This window comes from Halomonas salipaludis (assembly GCF_002286975.1).
Taxonomy (GTDB): domain Bacteria; phylum Pseudomonadota; class Gammaproteobacteria; order Pseudomonadales; family Halomonadaceae; genus Franzmannia; species Franzmannia salipaludis.
This window is the reverse complement of sequence record NZ_NSKB01000002.1, coordinates 253,195-279,688: the sequence shown is the minus strand read 5'-3', so window position 1 is coordinate 279,688 and position 26,494 is coordinate 253,195. Positions and strand designations below refer to the sequence as shown.

Below are 26,494 nucleotides of genomic sequence, written 5' to 3'. Positions count from 1 at the left end.
TTACCCTGTAGGCATGCAGCGAGCGGCACCAGCCGCCTGCGCCATGTTTTGCCAATGCCGGGTGCGCCACCAAGCCGCCCCGGCGTATCAGGGGAGGTGTCCAATGACCCAGTCCATCAAGCTCGAAGATCCGCGCCTGTTTCGTCAGCACGCCTACATCGACGGCAAGTGGACCTACGGCGACGGTGGCCGCGACGAGGCGGTGACCGATCCTGCCACCGGCGAGGTACTGGGGCATATCCCGCTGCTCGAGGCCGATCAGATTCGCGGCGCGGTAGATGCCGCCGAGACCGCCTTCGTACACTGGCGTGCGCTGCGTGCCGACGAGCGCTGCGAGCGCCTGCTGGCCTGGTACGATCTGCTGCAGGCCCATCGCGAGGATCTGGCCACCATCATGACCCTCGAGCAGGGCAAACCGCTGCCCGACGCGCGTGGTGAGGTGGAGTACGGTGCCAGCTTCGTGCGCTGGTTCGCCGAGGAGGGCAAGCGTACCTTCGGCGAGACCATTCCCAGCCATATTCCCAACGCCGCACTCGGCACCCTCAAGGAGCCGGTGGGCATCGCCGCGCTGATCACGCCGTGGAACTTCCCGCTGGCGATGATCACCCGCAAGGCCGCGGCGGCGCTGGCCGCCGGCTGTACGGTGATCGTCAAGCCGGCCAACGAGACGCCGTTCTCGGCGCTGGCGCTGGCCGAGCTGGCCGAGCGCGCCGGGATTCCCGCCGGGGTCTTCAACGTGGTGCTCGGCGATCCGCCCGAGGTGTCGCGCATCCTGTGTGCCGAGGAGCGCGTCAAGGCACTGTCGTTTACCGGCTCGACGCGGGTCGGGCGGCTGCTGCTCGAACAGTGCGCCGGGACCGTCAAGCGTGTATCCCTGGAGCTGGGCGGCAATGCGCCCTTTATCGTCGGCCCCGATATGGACCCCAAGGAGGCGGCCTTCGCCGCGGTGGCGGCCAAGTTCCAGACCGCCGGCCAGGATTGCCTGGCGGCCAACCGCATCCTGGTCCACGAGTCGATCCACGATGAGTTCGTCGAACACTTTGCCGAGCGCATGGCGGCGCTGACCGTGGGCAACGGCCTGGAGAGCGAGGTCGATCTCGGGCCGCTGATTCACGGCCAGGCGGTGGACAAGGCCGCGAGCATCGTCGACGACGCCCTGTCGCGTGGTGCGACCCTGGTCGCCGGCGACCAGAATCAGGCGCCGGGCCCCAACTTCTTCATGCCGGTACTGCTCACCGGGGTGACGCCGCAGATGCAGGTGTGGCGCGAGGAGAACTTCGCGCCGGTGGCGGGGATCACTGCCTATGCCGACGACGACCAGGTCATCGAGATGGCCAACGATACCGAGTACGGCCTGGCGGCCTACGTCTACACCCACGATATCCGCCGCATCTGGAAGCTGCTACGCGCCCTGGAGTTCGGCATGGTCAGCGTCAACTCGGTGAAGATGACCGGTCCGCCGGTGCCGTTCGGCGGCGTCAAGCAGTCGGGCCTGGGCCGCGAGGGCGGTATCACCGGTATCGATGAGTATCTGGAAACCAAGTATTACTGCCTGGGTGCCTTGGGTTCGGTGTCGGGGAGCTAACGACGCTAGGAGACTGCCAGCGTATCCCCTCTCGCGATGCCCAAGAACGAAACCCTGACGCTGCGCTTGAGGACTGCGCGTCGGACCGGAACAAGGTCCCTCTTGCCGGTCCGCGGCGCTGGCGCCAGCGTCCTTGGGTATATATCGCTCGATGGCACACCCTGGCAGCTGGCTTCAGGCATTAGCAACACACATGTATACCCGCATGGGCGGGGATCAAAAAAAGAGAGAAGCGAGATGAGCCTGCACAAGGAATTGATCGACCGCGACCGTAAGGTCACTTTCCATGCCTCCACCCACCTGCGCGACTTCGCCCACGGCGACGCGCCGGGCCGGGTGATCAGCGGCGGCAAGGGCATCCATATCGTCGACAAGGACGGCCGCGAGTTCATCGACGGCTTCGCCGGGCTCTACTGCGTCAATATCGGCTACGGGCGCACCGAGGTGGCCGAGGCGATCTACCGCCAGGCGCTGGAGCTCTCCTACTACCACACCTACGTAGGGCACTCCAACGAGCCGCAGATCCAGCTCTCCGAGAAGATTCTCGAGCTGGCCGGGCCCGGCATGTCCAAGGTCTACTACGGTATGTCCGGCTCGGATGCCAACGAGACCCAGCTCAAGATCGTACGCTACTACAACAACGTACTGGGTCGTCCCGAGAAGAAGAAAGTGATCTCACGGATGCGCGGCTATCACGGCTCGGGTATCGCCTCCGGTTCGCTGACCGGCCTCAAGGCATTCCATGATCACTTCGATCTGCCCATCGAGACCATTCGCCACACCGAAGCGCCTTACTACTACCATCGCAGCGCCGAGCAGGCGGGGATGAGCGAGCGCGAGTTTTCGCAGTACTGTGCCACCAAGCTCGAGGAGATGATCCTCGCCGAAGGCCCCGATACCGTGGCCGCCTTTATCGGTGAGCCGGTGCTGGGCACCGGTGGCATCGTGCCGCCGCCGGAAGGCTACTGGGAGGCGATCCAGGCAGTGCTCACCAAGTACGACGTGCTGCTGATTGCCGACGAGGTGGTGTGCGGCTTCGGGCGCATCGGCACCGACTTCGGTAGCCACTTCTATGGCATCAAGCCCGATCTGATCACCGTCGCCAAGGGCCTGACCAGCGCCTACCAGCCGCTCTCCGGGGTGATCGTCGGCGACCGTGTATGGCAGGTGCTGGAGCAGGGGACCGGCGAGTTCGGCCCCATCGGCCACGGCTGGACCTACTCCGGCCACGCCCTGGGCTGTGCCGCGGGCCTGGCCAACCTCGAGATCATCGAGCGCGAGGGCCTGACCCAGAACGCCGCCGAGACCGGCGGCTACCTGCAGCAGGCCATGGCCCAGGCGTTCGGCGACCACCCCATCGTCGGCAACGTGCGCGGCGTTGGCATGCTGGCGGCACTGGAGTTCTCGCCGGATCCCGCCAAGCGCACCCAGTTCGACCCGGCCCTCAAGGTCGGCCCGCGCATCGCCGCGGCGGCCATGGACGAGAACCTGATCGCCCGGGCCATGCCACAGGGCGATATCCTCGGCTTTGCACCGCCGTTGATCACCACCCGTGCCGAGGTCGACGAGATCGTCGCCCGTGCCCGGCGGGCGGTGGATCGGGTGCTGGACGAGCTGGCCAATAACGAAGACCTCAAGTAAGCCACGCCACCGGCGTGACGTGCGCCCCCGCCCTCACCAAGGGTGGGGGCGCTGTGTTTTGTGCGCTAGCGAGTTGAGCGAGCGGCACCGCTGAGCCAAGCTGACAGCATCCACTCCCTACCGGTTGGCAAGGAGATGCACCGCATGGCAACACTACTGGCCTTCGACGTCTACGGCACCCTGATCGATACCCACGGCGTGATCGCAGAACTGGAGACGACCCTCGGCGACGGCGCTGCAGAATTCTCACGCCGCTGGCGTGACAAGCAGCTCGAGTACAGCTTTCGCCGCAGCTTGATGGGTGCCTATGCCGATTTCTCGGTATGCACCCAGGAGGCGCTGGAGTACACCGACCGCGCGCTGGGGACCCAGCTCTCGGAGACCGCCAAGGAGCACCTGATGGCCGCCTACGGCCAGCTGCCGGCCTTTGCCGAAGTGCCCGAGGCGCTGGAACGGCTGACTCGCAGCGGCATTACCTGTGTGGCCTTCTCCAACGGCACTCGCGAGGCGGTAGAGGGGCTATTGCGCCAGGCCGGCATCGACCAGCACTTCAGCGATATCGTCAGCGTCGATGAGGTCAAGCGCTTCAAGCCCGACCCTGTCGTCTACTCCCATTTGCGCACCCGGCTCGAGACCAGCGTTGCGGATACCTGGCTGATCTCGAGCAACGCCTTCGATGTGATCGGCGCAGGCCACGCCGGCCTGCACGCCGTCTGGGTACGGCGCAGCAGCGACGCGCCTTTCGACCCCTGGGGCGGCGAGCCGGACATGACGGTGAGTGACCTGCTCAGCCTGGCCGAGCGTTTCTAGAACGCTCTCTGCCAACCGGGCCCAACTCGATTACCTGACCTCCGGCGGCATCGGCGTCGTCTCGATCATGGGTGACCAGCAGGCTCGGCAGGCCGGCGGCATGCAGTTGGTCGAACACCAGCTGGCGCATCTCGTGACGCAACGCCATGTCGAGCTTGGAGAAGGGCTCGTCGAGCAGCACCGCCTTCGGCGCCGAGAGCAGCAGGCGCATCAGGGCAACTCGCGCCTGCTGGCCGCCGGACAGCGTGGCGGGGTCGCGCTGGCCGAAGCCGGCCAGGCCGATATCGGCCAGCGCAGCTTCCACCTTGGCGGCCTTGTCGGGCGTGGCCCGCGGTAGGCCGAAGCGCAGGTTGCCGGCCACCGAGAGGTGCGGGAACAGCAGCGGGTCCTGAAACAGCAGGCCGATGCCGCGCCGCTCTGCCGGCAGCGCGGTGATCTCCTGCCCGCCCAGCAGGATCTGCCCGGAGGCCTGGAAGGCCGGGGCCAGAAAGCCGGCGGCATAGGCCAGCAGGGTCGACTTCCCCGAGCCGGAGGGGCCCATCACGGTGAGCACCTCGCCGGGGGCGAGGCGCGCGTCGAGCTCGAGTAGCGTCCTGCCGTGCAGGGCAATATGCACCTGCTTGAACTCGAGGCTGGGAGCAGTCATGGCGTTCCTCGCATTCCGCGGCGGTTGGTCCAGAGTAGCCGCGGCAGGCCCACGGCAATAATAAAGCCCAGCAGCGGCAGGCTGGCCTGGGCCAGTGCCCAGACGCCGATCAGGCGGCGGCTGCCGCCGCTGGCCAGGGCTACCGCCTCGGTGGTCACGGTGGTGACGCGACCGGCACCGAGCAGTAGGGTCGGCAGATACTGACCGATGCTCACTGCCAGGCCCACCGCCATGGCGGTGAGCAGCGGTGCCAGCAGCATCGGCAGGCGCACCCGCCAGAAGGCGCCGTTGGGCGTGGCGCCGAGGGTCAGCGCAACCCGCGACCAGCGCGGATCGAAGCGCCGGTAGGCTTCCGACAGCGACAGGAACACATAGGGCAGCACGAACAGCAGATGGCCGAAGATCACCAGCCAGCGAGTGGGGCGCGTACCGAGGGCTTCTATGACCACCACCAGGCCGAACAGGAAGGCGATCTGCGGCACGATCAACGGCAGGTAGAGCAGGGTGAGTGCCGAAGCCAACTGCCCCTGGGCCGGCTGGCGCCCGCTGCGCTGCTCGTGCTCCAGGGCCGCCAGCACCAGTCCTGCGGCCAGCAGGGTGGCCACCACGGCGATCGACAGCGTGGTGGTGACGGGGCCGCCCAGCGCGGGCAGCGCGCGCTGCCAGTGCTGCAGCGTAAAGCTCTGGGGCAGGCCGTCGGGGAAGCGCCACACCCCAGCCAGGGAGTTGAGGGCCAGGCCGGTGATGCCGACCAGCGCGGTCGCTGCGGCCAGCAGAATCAGCGCCTTGCCGGCCAGGCGCAGCATTCGCTCGCCGCGCTGGCGCTGGCCGCCGGCCACCCAGCCACGGCCGAGGCGCCGTACCAGGCACTCCAGCCCCCACCAGCTGGCCAGCGCCGCCAGCGTCACCCCCAGCTGCAGCAGGGCGCCGGCCGAGGCCATGAAACGCCGCGATAGGTCCGGGTCGTTGAACCAGGTGAGGATCGATACCGCCAGCGTAGGCGGCAGGGTCGGGCCGAGGATCATCGCCACGTCGACCACCGAGGAGGCGTAGGCGATGACCGCGAACACCGGCAGGCGAATCAGCGGATAGAGCGATGGTACCACTACCTTAAGCCAGGCAATGGTCGGCCGGTAGCCCAGCGAGCGAGCCATCGCGACGCGTCGTTCGGCGTCGAGCTGGTGCAGGGCAGCCAGGCTCATCAGCAGCAGGAAGGGGATCTCCTTGATCACCAGCCCGGCCATCAGCGATAGCCCCCAGGGGTCGTTGACGATGAGCAGGTCCGGCGGCCGCTCCCAGCCGCTCAGACCCGGCGAGGCGAGTCGTGCCAGCAGCCCCGAGGGGGCGATCAGGAAGGCCAGGCCGAAGGCCGCCGCGGCGTGGGGGATCGACAGCAGTGGCGAGACCATGCGCCGGATCCAGCGATCCAGCCGGCTGCCCGAGGCCGCGGCCAGGAACAGCAGCACGACGGTCAGCGATACCACAGTGGCGGCCAGGCCGCTGGTGAAGCTGACTGCCACTGAGCGCGCCAGGCCCGGCTGGGTCATCAGTGCCCGCCATGGGTCGAGGCTGAAGGCGTCGCCGCCGAGCGCCGGCAGATAGCCGAAGGCGGGCAGGGCGGCCATGGCCAGCCCGGCCAGGATCGGTCCCACCAGCAGGGTGGCGATCAGCCAGGGGGCGAGTCTGAGCATCACGTCGTCAGTCGATCAGCGGCCAACGTAGCGGGCCTGCCAGGCATCCTGCAGTGCCTCCATCCAGCTCGGGTGCGGCTCAGGCAGGGTTCTCTCCAGGGCATCCGGCGCCAGCAGGGCGGGATTGTCTTCAACGCCTTCGAAACGTGCCGCCTGTTCATCATCAAGGCGCGTCACATCCAGCACGGTCGGATCGCCCCACACGGCGAGATCCTGCTTGCGGGCCTGGGCCTCGGGGGTCAGCAGAAAATCGGCGAGCAGCATGGCGGCGGCCTTGTGCGGCGAGTTGTAGGGTATCGCCACGAAATGCACGTTGCCCAGCGTGCCGCCCTCAAAGACATAGCTGCGGGTACTCGGTGGCAGAGCGGCATCGGCCACGGCCGCGGCGGGCTCGGCCGGGTTGAAGGTGAAGGCCAGCGACAGTTCGGCGTCACCCACCAGGCGTAGCATATCGGGCCCGCTGGCGGGGAACTGTCGTCCACTGCGCCACAGGTGCGGATGCAGCGCATCGAGGTAGTCCCATAGCGGTGCACTGATGGCGTCGAAGTCGCTCTCCTCGACCGGGGCATAGAGCGCTTGGTCGGCATCGCTGAGCTCGATCAGTGCCTGCTTGAGGAAGGTACTGCCGGTGAAGTCGGGGATACGCGGATAGCTGAAGCGCCCAGGATTGGCCTCGGCCCAGGCCTTGAGTTCGACGATGCTCATCGGGGGAGTATCGATCTCTTGGCTATCGTAATAGAAGGTGATCTGGGCCTTGCCCCAGGGCGACTCGAAACCGTCGGTGGGCAGCGTGAAGTCGGTGACCACCTCGGGATTGTGCTCAGGGTGGGTCAGCGCGAAGTGCGGCAGCTGCTCGGTGAAGGGGCCGAACAGCAAGTCGTTGGCCCGCATGGCGGCGAAGTTCTCACCGTTGATCCAGACCAGGTCGACGCTGCCCTCGTCATCGTTGCCGGCCTGTTTCTCGGCCAGCACCCGCGACACGGCCTCGCTGGTATCGCCGAGCTTGACGTGAATCACGTCGACGTCGTATTCGGCCTGCATGCGCTCGGCGACCCACTCGAGATAGCGGTTGGTGCGACTGTCGCCGCCCCAGGCGTGCCAGTAGACGCTTTGGCCGCGGGCCTCCTCGACCACTGCCTGCCAGTCCCCCGGCGGCGCGCCGGCCAGGCTGGTGGCGCTGCCGAGCAGCGCGATCATGGCAAGGCTGGCGGTGAGGCTGTGATGTGAGCGAGGCAGTGATATCACCATGGTGTTCCTTGTCATAGGCTGTCGTTAGCGCACTCGATGGCGCCGGCTTACCGCCCGTCTTGACCGCGACGGTGCTCAAGGGTGCCATGCTTGGCTTTCAATGCTCGAGAGCACGAACCATGATGGACCGGTAGGCGGCGTTTGCCCACTCCGCGACTGGCTGGTTGGCAGGCGCGGTCACATGCGTGGTCTAAGCCGAGTGAACGAACGTGCGCTCCAGGCATCACATCAGTAACGCTAACGTGAGGCACAGGGATCATGTTGACGAGCGAGCGCGTCTTCCGGCGGCGCTGGTTGCTATGGGCCAGCCTGCTGAGTCTACTGGTCGGCGCCCTGCTGGCCTGGCACTCCCAGGCTCAGGAGCAGCAGCGTACGGCACTGCTGATGACCATCGAGGGTGCCATCGGCCCCGCCACCAGCGACTACTTCCAGCGCGGCTTGCGCCAGGCAAGCGAAGATGGCGCCGAGCTGGTGATCGTGCAGCTCGATACCCCTGGCGGCCTCGACGCCTCGATGCGCGACATGATCCGCGCCATGCTTACCGCCGACGTGCCGGTGGCGATCTACGTCTCGCCCAGCGGCGCACGAGCCGCCAGCGCCGGCACCTACCTCACCTACGCCAGCCACGTGGCAGCCATGGCCCCGGCCACCCATCTCGGCTCGGCGACGCCGGTGCAGATGGGCGGTGGCGGCCTGCCGGGGATTGGCGGCGATGAGCCCGACGACGCCGAAGGCAGCCAGGACGATGAGGCCGCCAATGGCGCGGATGAAGCGGCCAACGGCAATGACGAGGCCGAACGCGAGCCGCGACGCGGCGAGTCCGCCATGGAGCGCAAGGTGCTCGAGGACGCGGTGTCCTACATCCGCGGTCTCGCCGAGCGCCACGGTCGCAACGCCGACTGGGCCGAGGAGGCGGTGCGCGAGGCGGTCAACCTCACCGCGCCTGAAGCGCTGGAGCGCAACGTCGTCGACGTGGTGGCCAGCGACGTCGACGACCTGCTGGCGCAGATCGACGGTCGCGAGGTGGTGATGGAGCGCGGCGAGCGCACCCTGGAGACCGCCGATCTGGCCATTGAACGCTACGACCCCGACTGGCGCACCCAACTGCTGTCGGTGATCACCAACCCCAACGTCGCCTATTTCCTGATGATCATCGGCTTCTACGGGCTGATCTTCGAGCTCTCCAGCCCCGGCAGCCTGGTGCCGGGCACCATCGGCATCATCTCGCTGCTGCTGGCGCTGTTCGCCTTCCAGGTACTGCCCATCAACTACGCCGGCCTGGCCTTGATTCTTGCCGGCCTGGCGCTGATTGTGGGAGAGGCGTTGATGCCGAGCTTCGGGGTGCTCGGCATTGGCGGAATCGTGGCTTTCGTAATCGGCTCGGTGATTCTGATGGACGCAGACAACCTGCAGGTATCCCTGCCACTGATCGGCGGCGTGGCGCTGGTCGCCGCGGTCTTCATGCTGTGGACCGTGACCCGCTTCATGGGGCTGCGCAAGACCCGGGTACGCACCGGTCAGGAGGAACTGGTCGGCGCACGCGCCGTGGCGCTGGAGGATTTCGAAGGAGCGGGGCGCGTCAGGCTGCACGGCGAGTCCTGGAAGGCCCATAGCCCCACGCCGGTGAGCAAGGGCCAGACGCTTACGGTCACGGCACTCGACGGCTTGACCGTCGAGGTGGCGCCGCGGGACGGGGCCGAGCCGCCTGGCTAACCACTTCGCCTATCAACCGCACGCAAGGAGAGTCAGCCATGATGATTTCCTATCTCGTACCGCTGGTATTGGTGGTGATGATACTGGCGGCATCCATCCGCATCCTGCCCGAATACAAGCGCGGGGTGGTGTTCTTTCTCGGCCGCTTTCAGTCGGTGAAGGGGCCAGGGCTGATCATCATCATCCCCGGCATCCAGAAGATGCAGGTGGTCGATCTGCGCGTGATCACCATGGACGTGCCGGAGCAGGACGTGATCTCCCAGGACAACGTCACCGTCAAGGTCAACGCGGTGCTCTACTTCCGGGTCGTCGACCCCGAGAAGGCGATCATCCAGGTCGAGAACTTCACCGTGGCCACCAGCCAGCTGGCCCAGACCACGCTGCGCTCGGTGCTCGGCAAGCACGACCTGGACGAGATGCTCTCCGAGCGCGACAAGCTCAACGACGATATCCAGGAGATCATCGACTCGCAGACCGAATCCTGGGGCATCAAGGTGGCCAACGTCGAGATCAAGCATGTCGACCTCGACGAGAGCATGATCCGCGCCATCGCCCGCCAAGCCGAGGCCGAGCGCGAGCGTCGCGCCAAGGTGATTCACGCCGAGGGCGAGCTGCAGGCCTCGCGCAAGCTGGTCGAGGCCGCCAACGTGATGGCCGAGAACTCCGCCGCGCTGCAGCTGCGCTACCTGCAGACCATGAGCGACATGAGCAACAAGAACGCCTCGACCATCGTCTTCCCGCTGCCGATGGACATCATGGAGGCCTTCAAGCAGATGAAGGCATCGCCTGCCGCCCAGGCGCGCACCCAGGCCTCCTCAGACCCCGAGGCGTGACCTCTCCGGCCTGCCGCCCCGGCAGGCCTCTTCCCCCGCCCCTTAGATGCAATGCAGCGTAAGCTCTGGTAGACTTCGCGGCTCGCATGTGGTCAGCGCTACTACCAAGGTCTAATGCCTCGGAGTCAACCGCGCGACCCCTTATCCGATTCGAGTAACGGACCCCTAGCCGTGACGACCCGCAGCACCCTCCAGGCCGGCGCCACGCCGCCCTAGCGCACTACCTCTCCTCGGCGATGCATCGCTATCGCCAGGCACTTCCGTGCCTGGGCAACCGCCCTGTTAGCCATCCGGCCGACATCCCTCGACTGATCGCAGCGCTGCACGAACCCGTGCCGATAGCACTCTGGCGCCTTCGGGCCTGATAACCACCCTCGACTGGACCGCAGAATGTTCGAAACAATGAAACAGAGTTGGTTCTCCAACCTCAAGGGCGACACCCTCGCCGGCATCGTCGTCGCACTGGCGCTGATTCCCGAGGCCATTGCCTTCTCGATCATCGCCGGGGTCGACCCCAAGGTCGGTCTCTACGCGTCCTTCTGCATCGCGGTGATCATTGCCTTTACCGGTGGTCGTCCCGGCATGATCTCCGCCGCCACCGGCGCCATGGCGCTGCTGATGGTGACCCTGGTGCGCGACCACGGCCTCGAGTACCTGCTCGCCGCTACCCTGCTCACCGGGGTGCTGCAGATCGTCGCCGGTTATCTCAAGCTCGCCGAGTTGATGCGCTTCGTATCGCGCTCGGTGGTCACCGGCTTCGTCAACGCCCTGGCGATCCTGATCTTCATGGCCCAACTGCCGGAACTGACCGGCGTCACCTGGCATGTCTACGCCATGACGGTGGCGGGCCTGGCGATCATCTACGGCTTTCCCTACCTGCCGGTGATCGGCAAGTCGATCCCCTCGCCGCTGGTGTGCATCGTGGTACTGACCGCGGTGTACATGATCAGCGGCATGGATATCCGTAGCGTGGGTGACATGGGCGAGCTGCCGGATACCCTGCCGGTATTCCTGTGGCCGGACGTGCCGCTCAACCTCGAGACGCTATGGATCGTGCTGCCCTATGCGCTGATGCTCACCGTGGTCGGCCTGCTGGAGTCGATGATGACCGCCACCATCGTCGACGACCTCACCGATACGCCCAGCGACAAGAACCGCGAGTGCAAGGGCCAGGGTATCGCCAATATCGGCTCCGGTCTGATGGGCGGCATGGCCGGTTGCGCGATGATTGGCCAGTCGGTGATCAATGTGAAGTCCGGCGGTCGCGGACGGTTGTCGACGCTGGTCGCTGGGGTGCTGTTGCTGATTCTGGTGGTGTTCCTCGCCGACTGGGTGTCGCAGATTCCCATGGCGGCGCTAGTGGCGGTGATGATCATGGTCTCCATCGGCACCTTCAGCTGGGCCTCGATTCGCGACCTCAAGAAGCACCCGATGAGCACCAATATCGTGATGCTGGCCACTGTGGCGGTCACCGTCTTCACCCATAACCTGGCCATTGGGGTATTCGTCGGCGTGCTGCTGGCGGCGATGTTCTTCGCCAACAAGGTCGGCAACATCCTGTATATCGGCTCCGCAGAGACCGACGGGGGCAGCCGTCGGATCTACCGGATCGTCGGCCAGGTGTTCTTCGCCTCCTCCGAGCGCTTCGGTAACGCCTTCGACTTCAAGGAAACCGTGGAGAAGGTCACCATCGACCTGTCCCGCGCCCACTTCTGGGACATTACCGCCGTGCAGACCCTGGACCGGGTGGTGATCAAGTTCCGCCGCGAAGGCACCGAGGTCGAGCTGGTGGGTCTCAACGAGGCCAGCGCCACCATCGTCGACCGCTATGCCGTTCACGATGACCCCGCTGCCGTCGAGAAACTGATGGGCGGACACTGAGTCGCCTTGGCCCGCATGGCGCTGTGCTAATCCGGGCCGATGGTGTAGAACGAGGTGTTATAGCTTGAGAGTAACGCTCGACGTCGAGCGCCAACCCACGCCAGTTCGGGACACGACACGATGACAGATCAGGTAATGGCCGCCATCGACGGCTCGCATTTTTCTGAGGGCGTTTGCGACTACGCCGCCTGGGCCAGCCAGGCGCTGACCGCACCGCTGACCTTCCTGCACGTGGTGGACAACCATCCGCAGGTCGCCGAGGCGGATCTCTCCGGCAACATCGGCCTGGGCTCGCGGGAGCACCTGCTGGAGGAGCTGGCCAACCTCGATGAGCAGCGCGCCAAGCTGGCCCAGGAACAGGGCCGGGTGATGCTGTCTGCGGCCAAGACCCGGGCGCTGGAAGCCGGTGTCGGCGAGCCGGCTACCCGCCAGCGCAACGGCACCCTGGTCGAGACGCTCAGCGAGCTGGAGAACGACATTCGCCTGCTGGTGATCGGCAAGCGCGGCGAGACCGCCCATCAGGCCGTCGACCACCTGGGCTCGAACCTCGAGCGGGTGGTGCGCACCCTGCATCGGCCGATCCTGATGGTGCCGGAATCCTTCCAGGCTCCCAGCCAGGTGCTGATCGCCTTCGACGGCAGCAAGACCACCCGCAAGGGCGTCGAGATGATCGCCAAGAGCCCGCTGTTCGAGGGCATTCCGGTCCACGTGGTGATCGTCGGCGCCGAGACCGGCGACAACCGCTCGCAGCTCGAGTGGGCGCTCAAGACCCTGCGCGACGCGGGGTTAGAGGCCGAGGGCGCGATTCGCGCCGGCGAGGTGGAGGAGACCCTGCGCGTCTACAAGGAGGAGCAGGGCATCGACCTGCTGGTGATGGGCGCCTACGGCCACTCGCGGATTCGTCACCTGCTGGTGGGCAGCACCACCACGGCGATGCTGCGTCGTGCCAGCGTGCCGGTGCTGCTGCTGCGCTGACCGCGCTCGGCACCGATAATGTTCATTTGAGAACGCAAGGAGAAACTTGCATGTCGATTACTCGTCACGACACCAAGGCGCGCATGAGCCGCGCGGTAATCCACAACGGTGTGGCCTGGCTGTGTGGCCAGGTGGCCGGGCCCGAGGCGCGCCACGGCGATATCACTGCCCAGACCGAGAGCATGCTGGCGCGGGTCGATGCGCTGCTCGCCGAGATCGGCTCCGACCGCGAGCACCTGCTGTCGGCGACGATCTACCTCAAGGATGGCCAGGACGTGGCGGCGATGAACGCGGTCTGGGATGCTTGGGTACCCGAGGGACATGCACCGGCGCGTACCTGCGTGTGCGCGCCGCTGCCGGCCGATGAGCTCAAGGTCGAGATCACCGTCACTGCCTTGGTGCCAGGCAGCAGCTGAGCAGCTAGTCGGCGGATTCGTCACCAGCCGCGGCCGGGCGCCGCGGCTGGTGGCGTAGAAACACTGCCATGCGTTCCGGCTCGCATTCGCCGACCTGGCATAGCTGCTCGGCGATCTCGGCGTACTGGCGCAGCACCGGGTCGATTAGGCCGAGGCGGGCGCTGTCGCCGCTGGCCTGCTCGGCTTCGCCGGCCAGCCATTCGAACAGCCGCGCGAGGCGCGAGATATTGGGGTCACCGCGGCCGCTGTTGCCGCGCATCGCATCGACGGCCAGGCAGCGCAGCACGCTGCGCTTGTTGGGATCGAGGCTCTCCTTGTCGAGTAGCGCCTCGGCCTGATGCACGAAGCGCTCCATCAACTGGGCAGCCTCGGCGGCGCGTAGCTGACGGCTCTGGGTCTCGAGGCTCTGATTGAGGGCTAGCTGCTGAGTACGCAAGCCGGAGACCAGGCTTGCTACCAGCGTCAGCAGGCAGATCAGCCCGGCCGCGGACAGGCCGTATACCGCCAGCGCTACCAGCTCCTGGGGCCCCAGCGGCAGGCGCAGTTCGCTCAGCGATAGGCCCAGGCCGGCCAAGGCAAGCACCACCACCACGATCAGCGCCAGCGTGGCGGCGCCCGGCGAAGACTTGACGTTCATCCGTGTGCTCCTGTCGACGCGCGGCGAGCATCGCCGCACGTTTTCTGACAGCACTATCGGCTTGCCGGAAGCGAACTTGAGCGCGCCGAGGCTCAATCCTCCTCGTCGATCTCTTCAGGATCGAGCTCCTCGGCCATTACCGTGCCGTCGTCATCCTCCGACGCCTCCTGTTCCTCGGCGTCTTCCTCGGTGGCATCGCTGTCGACCCGCAGCCACTGGCCGAGAAAGTCGCTCAGCGACTCATCGACCATTGGGCTGACCGATGAGAACACCACCTGCAGCTCGTCGCCGTTGGCGCCCTGGATCTCCATTTGCTGCCAGCCACTGGCATCGCCGCTCAGCAGCAGCTCGCCGAGCTGTGTCTCCAGGGGCGGTGCGCGGGGGCTGAAACGGGCCTGCCAGTCGTCGCTCTCGCCGGCCAGGGTGATGACGTAGTCCTCCTCGAGCGCCGCCCAGTTACCACCCAGCAGGTCGACCAGATGGCGGCTGAATTCGGCCCTGCCGGGCAGCAGTTCGTCAAGCAGCTCGCGGTCCGGCAGGCCCTCCTCCTCGACCTCGTCTCGGGGGCCAGGCAGGCGCTTCGGGAAGGCCAGGGTGGCCTCGCGCGGTGAAATGAATCGCCACACCAGCAGGCGCTCGCGCTGGTAGAGGAAGCGGCCGTCGCTGTGCAGCCGCGACTGCTGGTCTTCCAGCCAGTGGCGCTGTTCGAAGCTGCCCTGCAGCTGGGCGGGAGCGGCCAGCTGGCGTTGCAGCTCCTCACGCTCCAGGGCTTGGGCGCTGGTGCACAGCAGGCCGCTGCCCGCCAGGGCAGCCAACAGCCATCGAACGGGTAACGTATCGGGGAGCATGTGGACTCCGACGGGGAAACGGGATGCCTGGGCAGAGACCCATGATGCGCCAATCGGTTCCCGTCTAAAAGCCTATGGCATGGCGAGCCTATCTGCTGCGAGTGACTGCGAAAGCTCGAGGTGAGGAAGACTACGGATGACCATTGTCCTTTGCTGAGCGACAATCGTTACGGTCCATAATGGTGTCTGCCAGGTCCACGCATGATGTCTAGATATCGCATCTGTACTGTAGAGGCGAGTTGCAAAGAGATTTTTGGGTGAGTGTCCCGCAAGGCTAGCATGCTTGTATAGGGCCTCGTAGAGCGTCCAGGTCCGATAGAACGCCAATAATGGATTGGCAGAACCATGAATGGCCCAGCGAACCTGTGGGTGGGGTAGCTGATCGACGAGACCTGGCAGTCGTGTGAGATGCCTTGCTTGAGTGCCTTCAAGGTCGACGCCAACTGGAATATTGGCGAGACCGGCTATGACCATATCTTGACTGTGGCTTAGACAGGTCTGCCAGGGTGCGGGCAGGCCGGGGTGCCGGGGCGGCCCGCTCCCACGGGGTGACCAGCCATCGATGCTGCAGTTGAATTTTCGACGTGCAGCGAGCCGCGACAGCGACTCGCGTCCCAGCCGCGACAGACAAGCCCCGTTGCTGCCGGCGGGTGCTTGTATCAATAGAAGGTCAAGATAGGCTGTCATTCACTCAACGCAGGGTGACGACATCGCCACGCAGCGCCACTCCAGCCATCAACGCGCCGGCATGGCATTCGTACTCGGTACTCGATGCCATGACATTCTGCTTGTAGTAGCTTTCGATATTGATCACAGCATTGCCGCCTTCGGTCTTGACGCGATCCTGCAGGCTGATCAGTGTGGACAGCATGACCCACTTGCAGGCTTCCTCATCGCTCTTGTTGAAGGCATTGGTCTTCTTGTTGGTGACGAAATTGCCGTGTTCTGTAATGACCTCGTCGTGAGGAGCATCGGCAAAGAAGAAGCGTATGTTCGGATCGAGCCGCTCCCTGGCCTCAGGCGTGTTCATGGCCTCTTCGATGGAGAGCATGAGTGTGGTATCGCGTGCATGGCCCGTCGTGGCCAGCAGCAGGGCGCCGAGCAGTATAACGGCTGAAATCAATCCCCTGGTCATTCTAGTGTTCCTTCTTCTTGGTTGATGTTATGTGTCGGGGTACTACGGCACCATGGATAGCAAGGAATAGTGCCATCATGGCCAGCGCCGGAATATCAACGAGGTGTTGATGCCGCCGAAGGCGAAGTTGTTGCTCATCACGTACTCGCAGTCGATGTGGCGAGCTTCGCCGCATAGATAGTCGAGATTCGCGCAAGCGTTGTCGGGTCGCTCGAGGTTGGCCGTGGCATGAAACCAGCCTTCGCGCATCATCTCGATGGCGACCCAGGCTTCCAGTGCACCGCAGGCGCCCAGTGTATGGCCGGTAAAACTCTTGAAGGCGCTGATCGGTAGCCTGGAGCCGAACACGGCGTGGGTGGCGTGGCTTTCGGCGACATCGCCACGATCGGTGGCGGTGCCGTGGGCGCTGACGTAGCCGATCTGCTCCGGTCGTAGCCCGGCGTCATCGAGGGCTTGGCGAATGGCCAGTTCCATCATGCCGGCGTCGGGCTGAGTGACATGGCGGCCATCGCTATTGGTGCCGAAGCCCACCAGCTCGGCGTAGATGTCGGCACCGCGCGCCGTGGCGTGTTCGAGTTCCTCGAGGATCAAGGTGCCGGCACCTTCACCGATCACCAGCCCGTCGCGATCGGCATCGAAAGGGCGCGGGGAGGTGTGAGGGGCGTCGTTGCGGGTACTGGTGGCGAACAGCGTATCGAAGACGGCAGCCTCGGAGGCCGACAGCTCCTCGCAGCCGCCGGCGATCATCGCCGTCTGGCGACCGAAGCGAATCGCCTCATAGGCGTAGCCGATGCCCTGGCTGCCTGAGGTACAGGCACTGGAGGTGGTATGGATGCGCCCGCGCACGCCGAGGAACACACCGATGTTGACCGGGGCGGTATGGGCCATCATGCGGATATAGGAATTGGCGTTGAGCCCGTCGGTCGACTTGTTGATCAGCATATTGCCGAAGTCGGCCACGGCGTCGGGCTCACCCGCGGATGCGCCGTAGGCGATTCCCATCTGGCCGCTACCCAGTAACGGGGAGTCGTGCAATCCCGCATCCTCCAGTGCCAGCTCACTGGCTCGGGTGGCCATCTGTGCGCCCCGGCCCATGCTGCGCAGGGCCCGGCGGTTATAGTGGCCTGGGAGGCTGAAGTCAGTGACCGGCGCCCCCAGGCGGGTGTTGAGCCCCTCGTATTCGGACCAGTCGTCCATGTGGCGAATACCACTCTCAAGTCGTGCGAGGCGTGCCCGTATGCTTGGCCAGTCATTGCCGATCGGCGAGAAGCCGGTCATGCCGGTGACCACCACTCGACGGCCGAGTCCATCCTTGCGCAGCGTCTCGCCCGGCATCAGCACATTCCTCCATTGACGGCGAAGACCTGCCGGGTGATGTAGCCGGCGTCTTGCGAGCACAGGAAGCCTACCGTGGCGGCGACCTCCTCGCTGGTGCCGGTGCGACGCATGGGAACCAATTTGAGGGCTTCCTCGATGACTACGTCATCGGTCATGTCGGTGTCGATCAGCCCCGGAGCGACGCAGTTGACCGTGATTCGCCGCTTGGCCAATTCCACTGCGAGAGCCTTTGTCGCACCGATCAGGCCGGCCTTGGCGGCGCTGTAGTTGACCTGGCCACGATTGCCCATCAATCCCGATACCGAAGACATCACCACGATGCGGCCCGGCGCGCGACGGCGAATCATCGGCATGACCAAGGGTTTGACCACGTTGTAGAAGCCATCGAGATTGGTGTGGATGACGCTGTCCCAGTCCTCGTCGGAAAGGGCGGGAAAGGCGCCATCGGCGGTGATACCGGCATTGCAGACCACCCCATAGTAGGCGCCATGTGCATCGATATCGGCTTCGATGGCATGACGTGCCGTTTCACGGTCGGCGACATCGAAACACAATATGCGGGCGCTGCGCCCCAGGGCGCGGATGTCGTTGGCGACCGCTTCGGCGGCCTCCTTGCGATGGCGACAGTGCAGCACGATATCGAAACCATCCCGCGCCAGGCGCAGGGCAATGGCACGACCGATGCCGCGGCTCGAGCCGGTGACCAGAATGGTATCGGTCATTGGTTGCTCTCCTGTTGAATGGCTTCCAGCGCATCTCGCGACTCGGGCTGAAAGACGTTGAGCGTCGCGGTGGCGAGCTGCTGGCCCTCGCCGTCGAGCAGTCGTCCGCGAAAGGCGCCCAGGCCGTTGTCGGCACGAAAATCAAGCATGACCTCGATATGAATAGGTTGGCCGAACGGGAAGGTCGAAACCTGGCAGCGGTAGCGTCGGGTGCCGAGCAGAAAACCGATCTGCGGTGTACCGCCGCCTTCTACGGCCTGCACGCCGGCCCAGGCGGCAACGGCCTGGGCGAGCCATTCGAGACCCACCCAGCCGGGTATCCCATCGCGGTCGGCAAACAGGTCGTCGCGGCGGGGGGTGACCTCGGCATGCAGGTATTCGTCGCCCACCTCGAGCAGGGTATCGAGCAGACACATGCCATGTCGATGCGGTACGTAATGGGCGATGTCGCAAGGCAGCTCGAGCTTTTGGGATGTCAGAGCTTCAGTCATCGCAACGCTCCAGCAGCAGGGCAATGTTATTGCCGCCGAAAGCGAAGGCATTGCTGAGCGCTCGGCAAGCGTTATGTTTCCCGGCCGAGGCATAGCACAGTGGCGGCAGTTGCGGGTCGAGTTGTCCATCATGGACGTGAGGCGGTAACCGGCCGGCGTCTAGGGTCATCCAGCAGAATGCCGCTTCCAGTGCGCCACAGGCCCCCAGGGTATGGCCGGTCAGAGCCTTGGTCGAGCTGCATGGCAGCGTGTCGTCGAAGAGCTGGGAGATGGCCAAGGCTTCCATGCTGTCATTCTGTCGGGTCGCGGTACCGTGCAGGTTGAGGTAATCGATGGTCGTAGCCGGCAGTCGAGCCATGTCCAGTGCCGTCTGAATGGCGGCGATGGCGCCCTGGCCGTCGGGCCGCGGGGCTGAAATATGGTAGGCATCGCTGGTCTCGCCGTAACCACTGAGCTGGATGCCGCCGGTTTCGGCAGTGACCAGGAACAGTGCCGCAGCTTCGCCCAGATTGATGCCGTCACGATTGATCGAGAAGGGCTGGCAGGGGGCATCGCTGAGCGCCTCGAGGGAGGCGAAGCCGTTGACGGTCAGGCCGCACAGACTATCGGCACCGCCAGCGATCACCGCATCGCAGGCGCCACTTGCCAACAGGCGCTTGGCACTGGCCAGGGCTCGGGCACTCGACGTGCAGGCAGTGGACAGGGTGTAAGCCGGACCATCGAGGCCGAGCCACTCGGCGACGAAGCAGGCCGGAGAGCCGATCTCATGACGCTGATAGTGAAAGTCGGCGGGCCAGGCACCTTCTCTTTGGCGCTGGGCCAGGGCAACTTCGGTTTCCCCAATACCCGAGGTGCTGGTGCCTAGCACCACTCCGATGCGCGCCTGGGGACAGCGTAAGCGATAAGCCTCGAGAGTCGGTGCGAGACGCTCTAGTGCCGCGGCTAGCAACTGGTTATTTCGCGAGCGATGAACTGCCGTCAAGCGGCTGGGATCGGGCAGAAGGCAGCTCACCCGTCCCAGTGGCAAGGGGCGGCCCGGGGTAAAGGCATCGTCGTGGACCAGGCCACGGCGACCGCTGAAGAGAGCATTCGCGATCGTCTCCAGGTCGTCGCCTAGCGGGCAGACCAGCGCCGGAGGCAGGAGACGACAGGGCTGTTCCTGTATGGGACTCAATCGGCTGGGCATAGGGCTTTCGTCCGCTCGGTTGGGTCGTCAAGGGGTGCGATGGTCAAGCGATAGTTACCCACAATGTCATCAATGACCCGGCATTCCGCACTGCCGGTGACGTGAGCGATGTCTTCGTTCCGGTAGCGGATGGTACGCCCCTCACCGTCTTCCACCAAAGCCCAGTCAGTCCCGGCAAAGGCCTGGGCCAATGCCGACGACGGCCACAGGCTCCAGGCCAGACGATTGGCAAGCCATTCAGCCGTGAACGGTGGGTCGAACGATGCACCGGCAAGAAAACGCGCACCCTGGTCGTCTTGTACCAAGGTCAGCAGGCGTTGTCCTTGGGGGCTCAGCAAGGCCAGGCGCAGCGATCGTTCGTCATGGCGCAGAGCGCCGATCAGTTCGTGGCGTCGGTCCTGCTGGAGGAATGTCAGGCGCTGCATGCGCGTGGCCAGCTCGGGAAGGGCTGCCAGCTTGGGTAGCGGTGCATCGACTGGCCGCCCGGCACAGCCTATCAACAGCACAAGAGCAACGAGCAAAAGCGCTCGGCATAGAAGGGAGTGTTGCACCTAGCCAACCTCACTGATGGCAGGCGTGGCATCGCCGCCGCACGCCTCGGCCAGACTGTTCAGACGGCGGCGGCTGGCGGCGACGAAAGGATTGTTCTCATCCCAGGCATAGCCGGCAAGCACTGAACTGATCATTGCGCGGATACGCGGTGTCTGCTGTTCATTGAAGATGATGCGTGGCAGGCGCCCGTCATACCAGGCATCGACGAACTCGCGGAAGGTGGCCACACCGCGTCTAAGCGGCTGCTCGAACTCTTGGTCCCAGTCGACGATATCTCCGGCGAGCTGGCGCTCGACCAGGGGGACGGCACGTAGCGCCGAGTCCAGGGCGATGGTGACCCCCGAGGAAAAGACCGGATCGAGGAATTCACCGGCGTTGCCCAACAGGGCAAAACCGGGGCCATGCAAGCGCCGGACATCGGCGGAATAGCCTTCCAGGCAGCCGATGTCACGGATGGCCGCGGCATTGGTCAGCAACCCGGCAAGCCGGGGCTCGGCATGCACGAAATGCCAGAGGCGTTCGCCGTCATCGGCACCGGCGGCCTCGAGCGTCGCTCGGTCACCGACCACGCCGAGCGAGGCGCGCCCTCGCTGGAAGGGGATCAGCCAATACCAGATGCCCGGATGCGTCGGATGCAGGCCGATCAGGATCTTCTCACGGTCATGCTTCGGACAGTCGATGCGATCCTCGACGTGGGTGAATAGGGCACAGCGCGATTCCAGGGTAGAGGGCTGGGCAAGGTCGGCGAGTCTTGCCAGGACGCGACCATAGCCGCTGGCATCGAGCACGAACTGGGCTCTTAGCGAACGTCGCTCGCCATTGGGGCCGACCAGTGTCAGGCTGGGTCGCTTGGCATCGGCGACGAAAGCCTCGACGCGAGTGTCGAATTCGACCACGGCGCCGGCCTGGCGAGCCCCCTCGATCAAGCGTTGGTCGAAATCGGCGCGCTCGACCTGCCAGGTGGCGCCGGGGCCAGGACTGAACTTGTCACGAAAATCGATGGCGGTGTCCCGGCCGCGCCAAGTGAAGGCCGCGCCGTTCTTGGGCTGAAAGCCACCGGCCTGTGCCGCCTCGAGCAGGCCACAGGCCTCGAGATGCACCATGCATTGCGGCAGCAGGCTTTCACCGATGGAAAAGCGTGGAAAGCGGCTGCGCTCGATGACCCGGACTCGCAGGCCGCGCCGGGCTAGCCAGGCGGCCGCGGCGGCTCCGGCAGGGCCAGCGCCGATGATGGCGACATCGGTAGTGTCATACGATTCCATGCAATCATGTCTCCTGTTGGCCATCACGGCTGTGGTCGGGCTCGGAAATGCGCCGATCGGTCTCCGCCCTGGCGAAGGGCACCAGGGCCCAGGTCGCCGCGAGGCCGATGAGGCAGGTCAGGCCCAGATAGTGCAATGCCGGTGTGGCGCTGAAGGACAGCAAGCCGAAGGCAAGCAGACTCGACGCACAGGACAGGGTTATCGCCAGCCAGGCCGCTAGGCTGTCGGGGTGTTCGGTGCTGAAAATACCGGCGTCGAGGCCAATGCCCAGCACCAGCAGCAGTCCCAGTAGATGAAACAGCGTCAGGTCGATGTTCAGCGCGCTGAACAGCGCCAGCGTTGCAACCACCGCCCCCAGCGGGGGCAGCAGTATACGCCAGGCTCGAAGCCTATAGCGCCAGCCGAACAGTAGCGTCAACCCCACCACGGCAACCGCCAACCATAGGGCGATCTGGTCGCGGAGCCGTGCCAAATGCTCCGAGAGCGTTGCCACCCGATCCTGATACTGGACATGTGCTGATGCCGCGAGCCGGCTGAGCGCTTGCTGTGCGACCTCATCGGCATCTCCCAGTGCGACCAGGGCGGCCAGTTGGGGCGTTGCATCGTCTTGTGTGGAGTCATCGCCGAGCCACAGCGTGTTATCGGCACGTCCCGCTGGCATCTTTAGCCAAGTATCGAGAGTCAGCTGCGGTACCGCGCGTAGCGGTTCGAGGGCGGACTCCCGCAGCGTCGGGGGCAGGCCGGCCTGGGCGACCAACTCGGGTAGGGCAGTGACATAGGCTTGACGCACCCGTTCCAGATTGGCTCGTTGGGTCGCTGGAGAGGGTACCGCCTGGGCGAGATGCCGATAATGGGACAAGTGCCCCAGTGCCTGTAGCTCCACGAGGGGGGCTTCCAGGGCTTCCAGTCGCTCCAGCAACTCGGCTTCGTGTTCGGCGGTGACGACGAGGTAGCGGTTGCCGGATGGGCGTTCGAGCAAGGTCTGTACACGCTGCTGCTCGGCGATCAGCCCGGCGGGCGAAGGGTTGAGCTGACGTAGGTCGTCGTTGGCTGCCAAGCGTGTAAGGATCAATATCCCTGCGGCTAACCCCAGCATGGCCAGCAGGCACCAGCGATAGGGCGCTCGAGACGGCAGCCGCAACCTGTTCAGCCGAGTCGCTATGGTTACTGTCATGGGATGAGGATGCGGGGAAAACCACGGTAGCCACAGCCGCACGGTCAGCCACGCGCCGATCAATCCCAGCACGGCGAAAGTGGCCATCTGGCGTAGCCCCGGCATGGGGGTGGCTAGCTGGGCGAGATAGGCGGCCAGGCTGGACACCAGGCCCAGCAATAGACCGGGCCAGAGGCGTGCCAGCGGTTGCTTGGGCGTCAATTGGCGAGCGCACTGCAGGTGCAGGGCGTAGTCGACCGCGATGCCGATCAAACTGGCTCCGAACGCCAACGTCAGCAGGTTGAGCGTGCCGAACAGCAGCCAGGTCAGTGGCAGCGCGAACAGCACGCCGCAGGCGACCGGCAGCAATAGGCTGGCGAGGATTGCAGCGCGTCGAAACGCGACCCATAGCAGCAAGCCGATACCCAACAGGGACCCCAGCCCGATGGTGGAGATTTCCCATTTGGCCTGGCCCGCTCCGGCGGCGGCATGGAACACCAGACCGCTGCGCAACAGCTCGGCCTCGGGGTGAGCATCGCGAAAGCTAGACAGCGCCGTGACAAGCCGCCGTTGCAGGGCCATGTCGTAAGGGCTGGCGGAGAGCTGGCCGCTGACGACGAACCAGTGTTTCCCGCCATCGCTGATGGCAGGCAGGCCATCGATCAAGCGGATGGAACTGTCGAAGCGCTGTTCCAGCCAAGTATCGAGCAGGCCGAAAGGATCGCGCCGCGGATTGGCCTCGCTGCCAGGGGTGAATAGCCGTGTCAGGCCGCGCCGTACCCAGGCTTCGCTATCGGCACTGGCGAGGGGCTCGGCCAGCAGGCGGTAACGGTACGGCGCCAAGGCGCTGTCGGGTCGCTCGAGGTTGGCATCATCGAAGCTGCTGACGCTGGTGGAATCCCATAGGCGGGCCTTCAGATCACTGACCAGCCGATCTGGAGACTCGCCGCTGACCAGCAGCACGAAGCGATTCTCGACGGCCTGGATCAAGCGCTGCTCGGCCCGTTCGATCAGAGCCGCCTGGTGGGTTTCTGGCAGTAGCGCAGTGATGCGTGTATCCAGCGGCCTCCCCTGGCTCAGTAAGCCGGCCAGTAGAATGGCGCACCCCAGCAGCAGCCCGGCCCAACCCCAGGCGGCGAGCCATTCGATTCGATTGGGACGTTGCGCATCGCTCACGGCCTAGAATCACCCTCATCGAGGCTCTCGCAAGCGGTCTGTGTCAGGGTCAGGTCGAGCCGGTCGCCGTCGGTGAACTCGAGCTCGACCCGTTCCACCTGCCGGGAACCGCTCACCCGCAGTTGCGTGAGTCGTTCGGCCACCGCCGTCTCGTTGGGTGTCAGGTTGGCCTGCCACTCTTCCAGCTCGCCGCTGAGTTCGATCGTGAAGTGCCGCTCCAAGGCCCGCCAGTCGCCGGATACGAGACCGGAAAAGACCGGGGCGACGACCTGGAAGCCGCGCGGCAGATCGTCGTTGTCTTCACTCAGGACCACGCGATCATTCACTGGCGCGATCGTTTGCCAGACGAGGCCATCTTCGCGGCGTTGGAAATGGCCGCGGCTATCCAGTTGTGTCTCGAGATCGGCCAGCCAGCGAGACTGCTCGAAGCGGCCGCATTGCGGGGCATGAGCGGCCAGGCGTTCGGCAAGCGCAGCGTCATTTGGTGTCGCCCCTAGCGCGGCGGGGGCGGTCAGGCACAGGGCGACACACATTCTCAGTGAGAGACGCATCACGGGTTGGCCTCCTGCCAGGCGAGCAGTCGCTCGACCAGCGGTGGTGGCGACACCAGGCGCATCTCGTGGTCGTCCAGCCCCACTGCGACCTGTACGCTCCACGCCCGGGTCAGGCGCTTGCGCGACTCGGCATCGCGGATGGTGTAGTCGATCTTGAGTCGATGTTCCCACTCGCTCATGCGTGCTTCGATGACGATCCGCTGAGCGAGGGTTATCGGGGCGGCATAGCGCAGGCGCAGGTCGATCACTGGCCAGGCGAACCCCGAGGCCTGCATTTGTGGATAGTTGTAATCGATGGCATCGAGCAACTCGCAGCGGGCGATTTCCAGATACCGTACATAGTGGCCGTGCCAGGCCACCTGCATCATGTCGACATCATGGAAGGGGATCGTCAGCTCGGTTTCGCAGCGCGGCAACGGGCGGTCGTCAGGCGTCATACAGGCTCCAGCGGCGTTGGCGAATCAGGTCACACAGGATGCGCAGTTCGGATTCCAGGGCACGATCTTCGCCCAAGGCCGGAAAAATCTCCCGACAGGCATCGAGAAAACCGGCCAGGCGTTCGGGGAGCGAGGTCGAATCGGCAAGATGACTGCGCAGTTCGGTAGCCTGGCAGGCGGCATGGAGGGCTGCGGCGGCGACCTGTTCGACGAGGGTCAGTACACGCAGGGCATCGCGAGCGGCGATGGTGCCCATGCTGACCTTGTCCTGATTATGGCATTCGGTGGAGCGCGAGAAGACGCTGGCCGGGATGGTCAGTTTGAGCGCCTCGGCAGTCCACGCCGAAGCGCCGATCTGCACGGCCTTGTAGCCATGGTTGAGGCTGGCCCGCTCGGGTCTGGCACCACTCAGGTTACTGGGCAGGCCATGGTTGAAGCGGGTGTCGACCAGCAGCGCCAGCTGGCGGTCGAGCAGATCGGCCAGGTTGGCGCAGGCTTGCTTTAGGCTGTCCATGACGAAGGCGACGTGGCCGCCGTAGAAATGACCGCCGTGCATGACCTTACCGTGCTCGGCATCGACCAGCGGATTGTCGTTGGCGCTGTTGAGCTCGTTCTCGAGGAACTGGCGCCACCAGGGCAGGGCATCTTCCACCACGCCGATCACGTGCGGTGCGCAGCGTGTCGAGTAACGGTCCTGCAGGCGGGGCGAGTTGCGTGGCGTCTCGGGAGCATGCAGGTCGTTGCGCAGGCGTTCCGCCACGCGATTCTGGCCGGGGTGCGGCTTGGCGGCGAACAGGTCGGCATCGAAGTGGTAGGGATTGCCGTCCAGTGCATGCACCGATAGTGCCGTGATGCGTGTGGCAAGCTGCGCCAGATAGGTAGCGCGGGCGAAAGCGAACACGCCCAGCGCGGTCATGACCGCGGTTCCGTTCATCAGCGCCAGGCCTTCCTTGGGCTTCAGCCGATAGGGCGCCAGGCCGCGTTCGGCAAAGACCTCGGAGGTCGCGCGGCGTTGGCCTTGGTCGAACACCTCGCGCTCACCGCAAAGTACCGCGGCTAAGTACGACAGCGGCGTCAGATCGCCGCTGGCCCCTACCGAGCCCTCCTCGGGAATGACCGGCACGACATCGTGCTCGAGCAGCCAGGCCAGCCGTTCCAGGAGCTCGACGCTGACCCCCGAGACACCGCGACACAACGATACCAGGCGCACCATGATCACGGCTCGTGCGGCTTCCACCGACAGTACCTCGCCCAGACCACAGCCGTGGAAGGTGTACAGCTGGCGCGGTAGCTGTTCCAGGTCGGAGGTCGGCACTTCGCGGGTGCAGGAGTCGCCGTAGCCGGTGGTGACGCCATAGACGACACCATCTTCCTCCAGCAGGCGTTCGAGAAACGCATTGCCGCGGGCGATACGATCACGGAATTCGGGGGCTGACGACAGCACGACGCGACGTCGGCCTTCGGCAACGGCCAGTACGTCCTCGAGAGTGACGGTCGAGCCATCCAGCGTGAGCGGTTCGCCGGTGATGGGCCCGGCAAGCGGGTCATGGAGTGTCGTCATGTA

Annotated in this window: 24 protein-coding genes; 8 read left to right on the top strand and 16 right to left on the bottom strand. The window is 65.2% G+C overall.

Features of this window, described 5'->3' with window-relative positions; all coding sequences use genetic code 11:
• The first annotated feature begins 103 nt into the window (after window positions 1-103).
• The 3 genes from CK498_RS05255 to CK498_RS05245 all read left to right on the top strand — a co-directional run bounded on the left by CK498_RS05255 (window position 104) and on the right by CK498_RS05245 (window position 4,036).
• Window positions 104-1,585 (top strand): NAD-dependent succinate-semialdehyde dehydrogenase, encoded by a 1,482-nt coding sequence (locus CK498_RS05255; protein ID WP_095619812.1) that lies wholly within the window; start codon window positions 104-106, stop codon window positions 1,583-1,585.
• A 237-nt stretch (window positions 1,586-1,822) separates the two neighbouring features.
• Complete coding sequence (locus tag CK498_RS05250) at window positions 1,823-3,226, top strand: aspartate aminotransferase family protein (RefSeq protein ID WP_095619811.1); 1,404 nt, start codon at window positions 1,823-1,825, stop codon at window positions 3,224-3,226.
• Between the two features lie 144 nt (window positions 3,227-3,370).
• The gene (locus CK498_RS05245) at window positions 3,371-4,036 is read left to right on the top strand and encodes a haloacid dehalogenase type II (protein ID WP_095619810.1); all 666 of its coding nucleotides are present in this window, start codon (window positions 3,371-3,373) and stop codon (window positions 4,034-4,036) included.
• Here the strand turns inward: CK498_RS05245 and CK498_RS05240 are convergent.
• Genes CK498_RS05240 through CK498_RS05230 form a run of 3 tightly spaced genes read right to left on the bottom strand, consistent with a single transcriptional unit; the run spans window position 4,014 to window position 7,621 of the window.
• Window positions 4,014-4,682, bottom strand: a complete 669-nt coding sequence (locus CK498_RS05240; RefSeq protein ID WP_095619809.1) for an ATP-binding cassette domain-containing protein — start codon at window positions 4,680-4,682, stop codon at window positions 4,014-4,016. The genes CK498_RS05245 and CK498_RS05240 overlap by 23 nt on opposite strands.
• Window positions 4,679-6,373 (bottom strand): ABC transporter permease, encoded by a 1,695-nt coding sequence (locus tag CK498_RS05235; RefSeq protein ID WP_095619808.1) that lies wholly within the window; start codon window positions 6,371-6,373, stop codon window positions 4,679-4,681. Before CK498_RS05235 ends, CK498_RS05240 begins: the two co-directional genes overlap by 4 nt.
• A gap of 15 nt (window positions 6,374-6,388) precedes the next feature.
• The gene (locus tag CK498_RS05230; protein WP_095619807.1) at window positions 6,389-7,621 is read right to left on the bottom strand and encodes an ABC transporter substrate-binding protein; all 1,233 of its coding nucleotides are present in this window, start codon (window positions 7,619-7,621) and stop codon (window positions 6,389-6,391) included.
• A gap of 258 nt (window positions 7,622-7,879) precedes the next feature.
• Between CK498_RS05230 and CK498_RS05225 the strand changes: the two genes are divergently transcribed.
• From CK498_RS05225 to CK498_RS05205, 5 genes are all read left to right on the top strand, one after another.
• Window positions 7,880-9,334: an NfeD family protein gene (locus CK498_RS05225; protein WP_095619806.1), complete on the top strand. Its 1,455-nt coding sequence runs from the start codon at window positions 7,880-7,882 to the stop codon at window positions 9,332-9,334.
• A gap of 38 nt (window positions 9,335-9,372) precedes the next feature.
• Window positions 9,373-10,167, top strand: coding sequence for a slipin family protein (locus CK498_RS05220; protein WP_095619805.1), 795 nt, complete (start codon window positions 9,373-9,375; stop codon window positions 10,165-10,167).
• 390 nt (window positions 10,168-10,557) lie between these two features.
• Window positions 10,558-12,048 (top strand): SulP family inorganic anion transporter, encoded by a 1,491-nt coding sequence (locus CK498_RS05215; RefSeq protein ID WP_095619804.1) that lies wholly within the window; start codon window positions 10,558-10,560, stop codon window positions 12,046-12,048.
• Window positions 12,049-12,168: 120 nt separating this feature from the next.
• The gene (locus CK498_RS05210; RefSeq protein ID WP_095619803.1) at window positions 12,169-13,023 is read left to right on the top strand and encodes a universal stress protein; all 855 of its coding nucleotides are present in this window, start codon (window positions 12,169-12,171) and stop codon (window positions 13,021-13,023) included.
• A gap of 50 nt (window positions 13,024-13,073) precedes the next feature.
• Window positions 13,074-13,439: a RidA family protein gene (locus tag CK498_RS05205; RefSeq protein ID WP_095619802.1), complete on the top strand. Its 366-nt coding sequence runs from the start codon at window positions 13,074-13,076 to the stop codon at window positions 13,437-13,439.
• A gap of 4 nt (window positions 13,440-13,443) precedes the next feature.
• Here CK498_RS05205 and CK498_RS05200 read toward each other — a convergent pair whose 3' ends face one another.
• From CK498_RS05200 to CK498_RS05135, 13 genes are all read right to left on the bottom strand, one after another.
• Window positions 13,444-14,076, bottom strand: a complete 633-nt coding sequence (locus CK498_RS05200) for a hypothetical protein (protein ID WP_095619801.1) — start codon at window positions 14,074-14,076, stop codon at window positions 13,444-13,446.
• Between the two features lie 92 nt (window positions 14,077-14,168).
• Window positions 14,169-14,924, bottom strand: coding sequence for a LolA family protein (locus tag CK498_RS05195; RefSeq protein WP_095619800.1), 756 nt, complete (start codon window positions 14,922-14,924; stop codon window positions 14,169-14,171).
• 691 nt (window positions 14,925-15,615) lie between these two features.
• Window positions 15,616-16,059, bottom strand: coding sequence for an excinuclease ATPase subunit (locus CK498_RS05185; RefSeq protein WP_095619798.1), 444 nt, complete (start codon window positions 16,057-16,059; stop codon window positions 15,616-15,618).
• A gap of 75 nt (window positions 16,060-16,134) precedes the next feature.
• Window positions 16,135-17,394, bottom strand: a complete 1,260-nt coding sequence (locus tag CK498_RS05180; RefSeq protein WP_095619797.1) for a beta-ketoacyl-ACP synthase — start codon at window positions 17,392-17,394, stop codon at window positions 16,135-16,137.
• Window positions 17,394-18,119, bottom strand: a complete 726-nt coding sequence (gene fabG / locus CK498_RS05175) for a 3-oxoacyl-ACP reductase FabG (RefSeq protein ID WP_095619796.1) — start codon at window positions 18,117-18,119, stop codon at window positions 17,394-17,396. The genes CK498_RS05180 and fabG overlap by 1 nt, the downstream gene beginning before the upstream one ends.
• The gene (locus CK498_RS05170; protein WP_095619795.1) at window positions 18,116-18,610 is read right to left on the bottom strand and encodes an ApeP family dehydratase; all 495 of its coding nucleotides are present in this window, start codon (window positions 18,608-18,610) and stop codon (window positions 18,116-18,118) included. The genes fabG and CK498_RS05170 overlap by 4 nt, the downstream gene beginning before the upstream one ends.
• The gene (locus CK498_RS05165; RefSeq protein ID WP_095619794.1) at window positions 18,603-19,796 is read right to left on the bottom strand and encodes a beta-ketoacyl-ACP synthase; all 1,194 of its coding nucleotides are present in this window, start codon (window positions 19,794-19,796) and stop codon (window positions 18,603-18,605) included. The genes CK498_RS05170 and CK498_RS05165 overlap by 8 nt, the downstream gene beginning before the upstream one ends.
• Window positions 19,781-20,221 (bottom strand): DUF3261 domain-containing protein, encoded by a 441-nt coding sequence (locus tag CK498_RS05160; protein WP_229358969.1) that lies wholly within the window; start codon window positions 20,219-20,221, stop codon window positions 19,781-19,783. The genes CK498_RS05165 and CK498_RS05160 overlap by 16 nt, the downstream gene beginning before the upstream one ends.
• 126 nt (window positions 20,222-20,347) lie before the next feature.
• Window positions 20,348-21,610: an NAD(P)/FAD-dependent oxidoreductase gene (locus CK498_RS05155; RefSeq protein ID WP_229358968.1), complete on the bottom strand. Its 1,263-nt coding sequence runs from the start codon at window positions 21,608-21,610 to the stop codon at window positions 20,348-20,350.
• A gap of 4 nt (window positions 21,611-21,614) precedes the next feature.
• A complete protein-coding gene (locus CK498_RS05150; protein ID WP_095619791.1) occupies window positions 21,615-23,939 on the bottom strand; it encodes an MMPL family transporter in 2,325 nt (774 codons plus the stop codon).
• A complete protein-coding gene (locus CK498_RS05145; RefSeq protein ID WP_229359001.1) occupies window positions 23,936-24,490 on the bottom strand; it encodes a LolA family protein in 555 nt (184 codons plus the stop codon). The genes CK498_RS05150 and CK498_RS05145 overlap by 4 nt, the downstream gene beginning before the upstream one ends.
• Entirely contained in the window at window positions 24,490-24,930 is a 441-nt protein-coding gene (locus tag CK498_RS05140) for an acyl-CoA thioesterase (protein ID WP_095619789.1), read from the bottom strand. The genes CK498_RS05145 and CK498_RS05140 overlap by 1 nt, the downstream gene beginning before the upstream one ends.
• Window positions 24,920-26,491 carry an HAL/PAL/TAL family ammonia-lyase gene (locus tag CK498_RS05135; RefSeq protein ID WP_095619788.1) on the bottom strand — a complete coding sequence of 524 codons (1,572 nt, stop codon included), beginning with the start codon at window positions 26,489-26,491 and terminating at the stop codon, window positions 24,920-24,922. Before CK498_RS05135 ends, CK498_RS05140 begins: the two co-directional genes overlap by 11 nt.
• Window positions 26,492-26,494: the final 3 nt, after the last annotated feature.

Coding starts and splice junctions, on each gene's coding strand:
- CK498_RS05240 (WP_095619809.1), bottom strand. CDS start 4,682: ATGACTGCTCCCAGCCTCGAGTTCAAGCAGGTGCATATTGCCCTGCAC.
- CK498_RS05160 (WP_229358969.1), bottom strand. CDS start 20,221: ATGCAGCGCCTGACATTCCTCCAGCAGGACCGACGCCACGAACTGATC.
- CK498_RS05245 (WP_095619810.1), top strand. CDS start 3,371: ATGGCAACACTACTGGCCTTCGACGTCTACGGCACCCTGATCGATACC.
- CK498_RS05230 (WP_095619807.1), bottom strand. CDS start 7,621: ATGGTGATATCACTGCCTCGCTCACATCACAGCCTCACCGCCAGCCTT.
- CK498_RS05210 (WP_095619803.1), top strand. CDS start 12,169: ATGACAGATCAGGTAATGGCCGCCATCGACGGCTCGCATTTTTCTGAG.
- CK498_RS05205 (WP_095619802.1), top strand. CDS start 13,074: ATGTCGATTACTCGTCACGACACCAAGGCGCGCATGAGCCGCGCGGTA.
- fabG (WP_095619796.1), bottom strand. CDS start 18,119: ATGACCGATACCATTCTGGTCACCGGCTCGAGCCGCGGCATCGGTCGT.
- CK498_RS05185 (WP_095619798.1), bottom strand. CDS start 16,059: ATGACCAGGGGATTGATTTCAGCCGTTATACTGCTCGGCGCCCTGCTG.
- CK498_RS05145 (WP_229359001.1), bottom strand. CDS start 24,490: ATGCGTCTCTCACTGAGAATGTGTGTCGCCCTGTGCCTGACCGCCCCC.
- CK498_RS05255 (WP_095619812.1), top strand. CDS start 104: ATGACCCAGTCCATCAAGCTCGAAGATCCGCGCCTGTTTCGTCAGCAC.
- CK498_RS05135 (WP_095619788.1), bottom strand. CDS start 26,491: ATGACGACACTCCATGACCCGCTTGCCGGGCCCATCACCGGCGAACCG.
- CK498_RS05200 (WP_095619801.1), bottom strand. CDS start 14,076: ATGAACGTCAAGTCTTCGCCGGGCGCCGCCACGCTGGCGCTGATCGTG.
- CK498_RS05195 (WP_095619800.1), bottom strand. CDS start 14,924: ATGCTCCCCGATACGTTACCCGTTCGATGGCTGTTGGCTGCCCTGGCG.
- CK498_RS05170 (WP_095619795.1), bottom strand. CDS start 18,610: ATGACTGAAGCTCTGACATCCCAAAAGCTCGAGCTGCCTTGCGACATC.
- CK498_RS05140 (WP_095619789.1), bottom strand. CDS start 24,930: ATGACGCCTGACGACCGCCCGTTGCCGCGCTGCGAAACCGAGCTGACG.
- CK498_RS05215 (WP_095619804.1), top strand. CDS start 10,558: ATGTTCGAAACAATGAAACAGAGTTGGTTCTCCAACCTCAAGGGCGAC.
- CK498_RS05155 (WP_229358968.1), bottom strand. CDS start 21,610: ATGGAATCGTATGACACTACCGATGTCGCCATCATCGGCGCTGGCCCT.
- CK498_RS05225 (WP_095619806.1), top strand. CDS start 7,880: ATGTTGACGAGCGAGCGCGTCTTCCGGCGGCGCTGGTTGCTATGGGCC.
- CK498_RS05165 (WP_095619794.1), bottom strand. CDS start 19,796: ATGCCCAGCCGATTGAGTCCCATACAGGAACAGCCCTGTCGTCTCCTG.
- CK498_RS05235 (WP_095619808.1), bottom strand. CDS start 6,373: ATGCTCAGACTCGCCCCCTGGCTGATCGCCACCCTGCTGGTGGGACCG.
- CK498_RS05250 (WP_095619811.1), top strand. CDS start 1,823: ATGAGCCTGCACAAGGAATTGATCGACCGCGACCGTAAGGTCACTTTC.
- CK498_RS05220 (WP_095619805.1), top strand. CDS start 9,373: ATGATGATTTCCTATCTCGTACCGCTGGTATTGGTGGTGATGATACTG.
- CK498_RS05180 (WP_095619797.1), bottom strand. CDS start 17,394: ATGCCGGGCGAGACGCTGCGCAAGGATGGACTCGGCCGTCGAGTGGTG.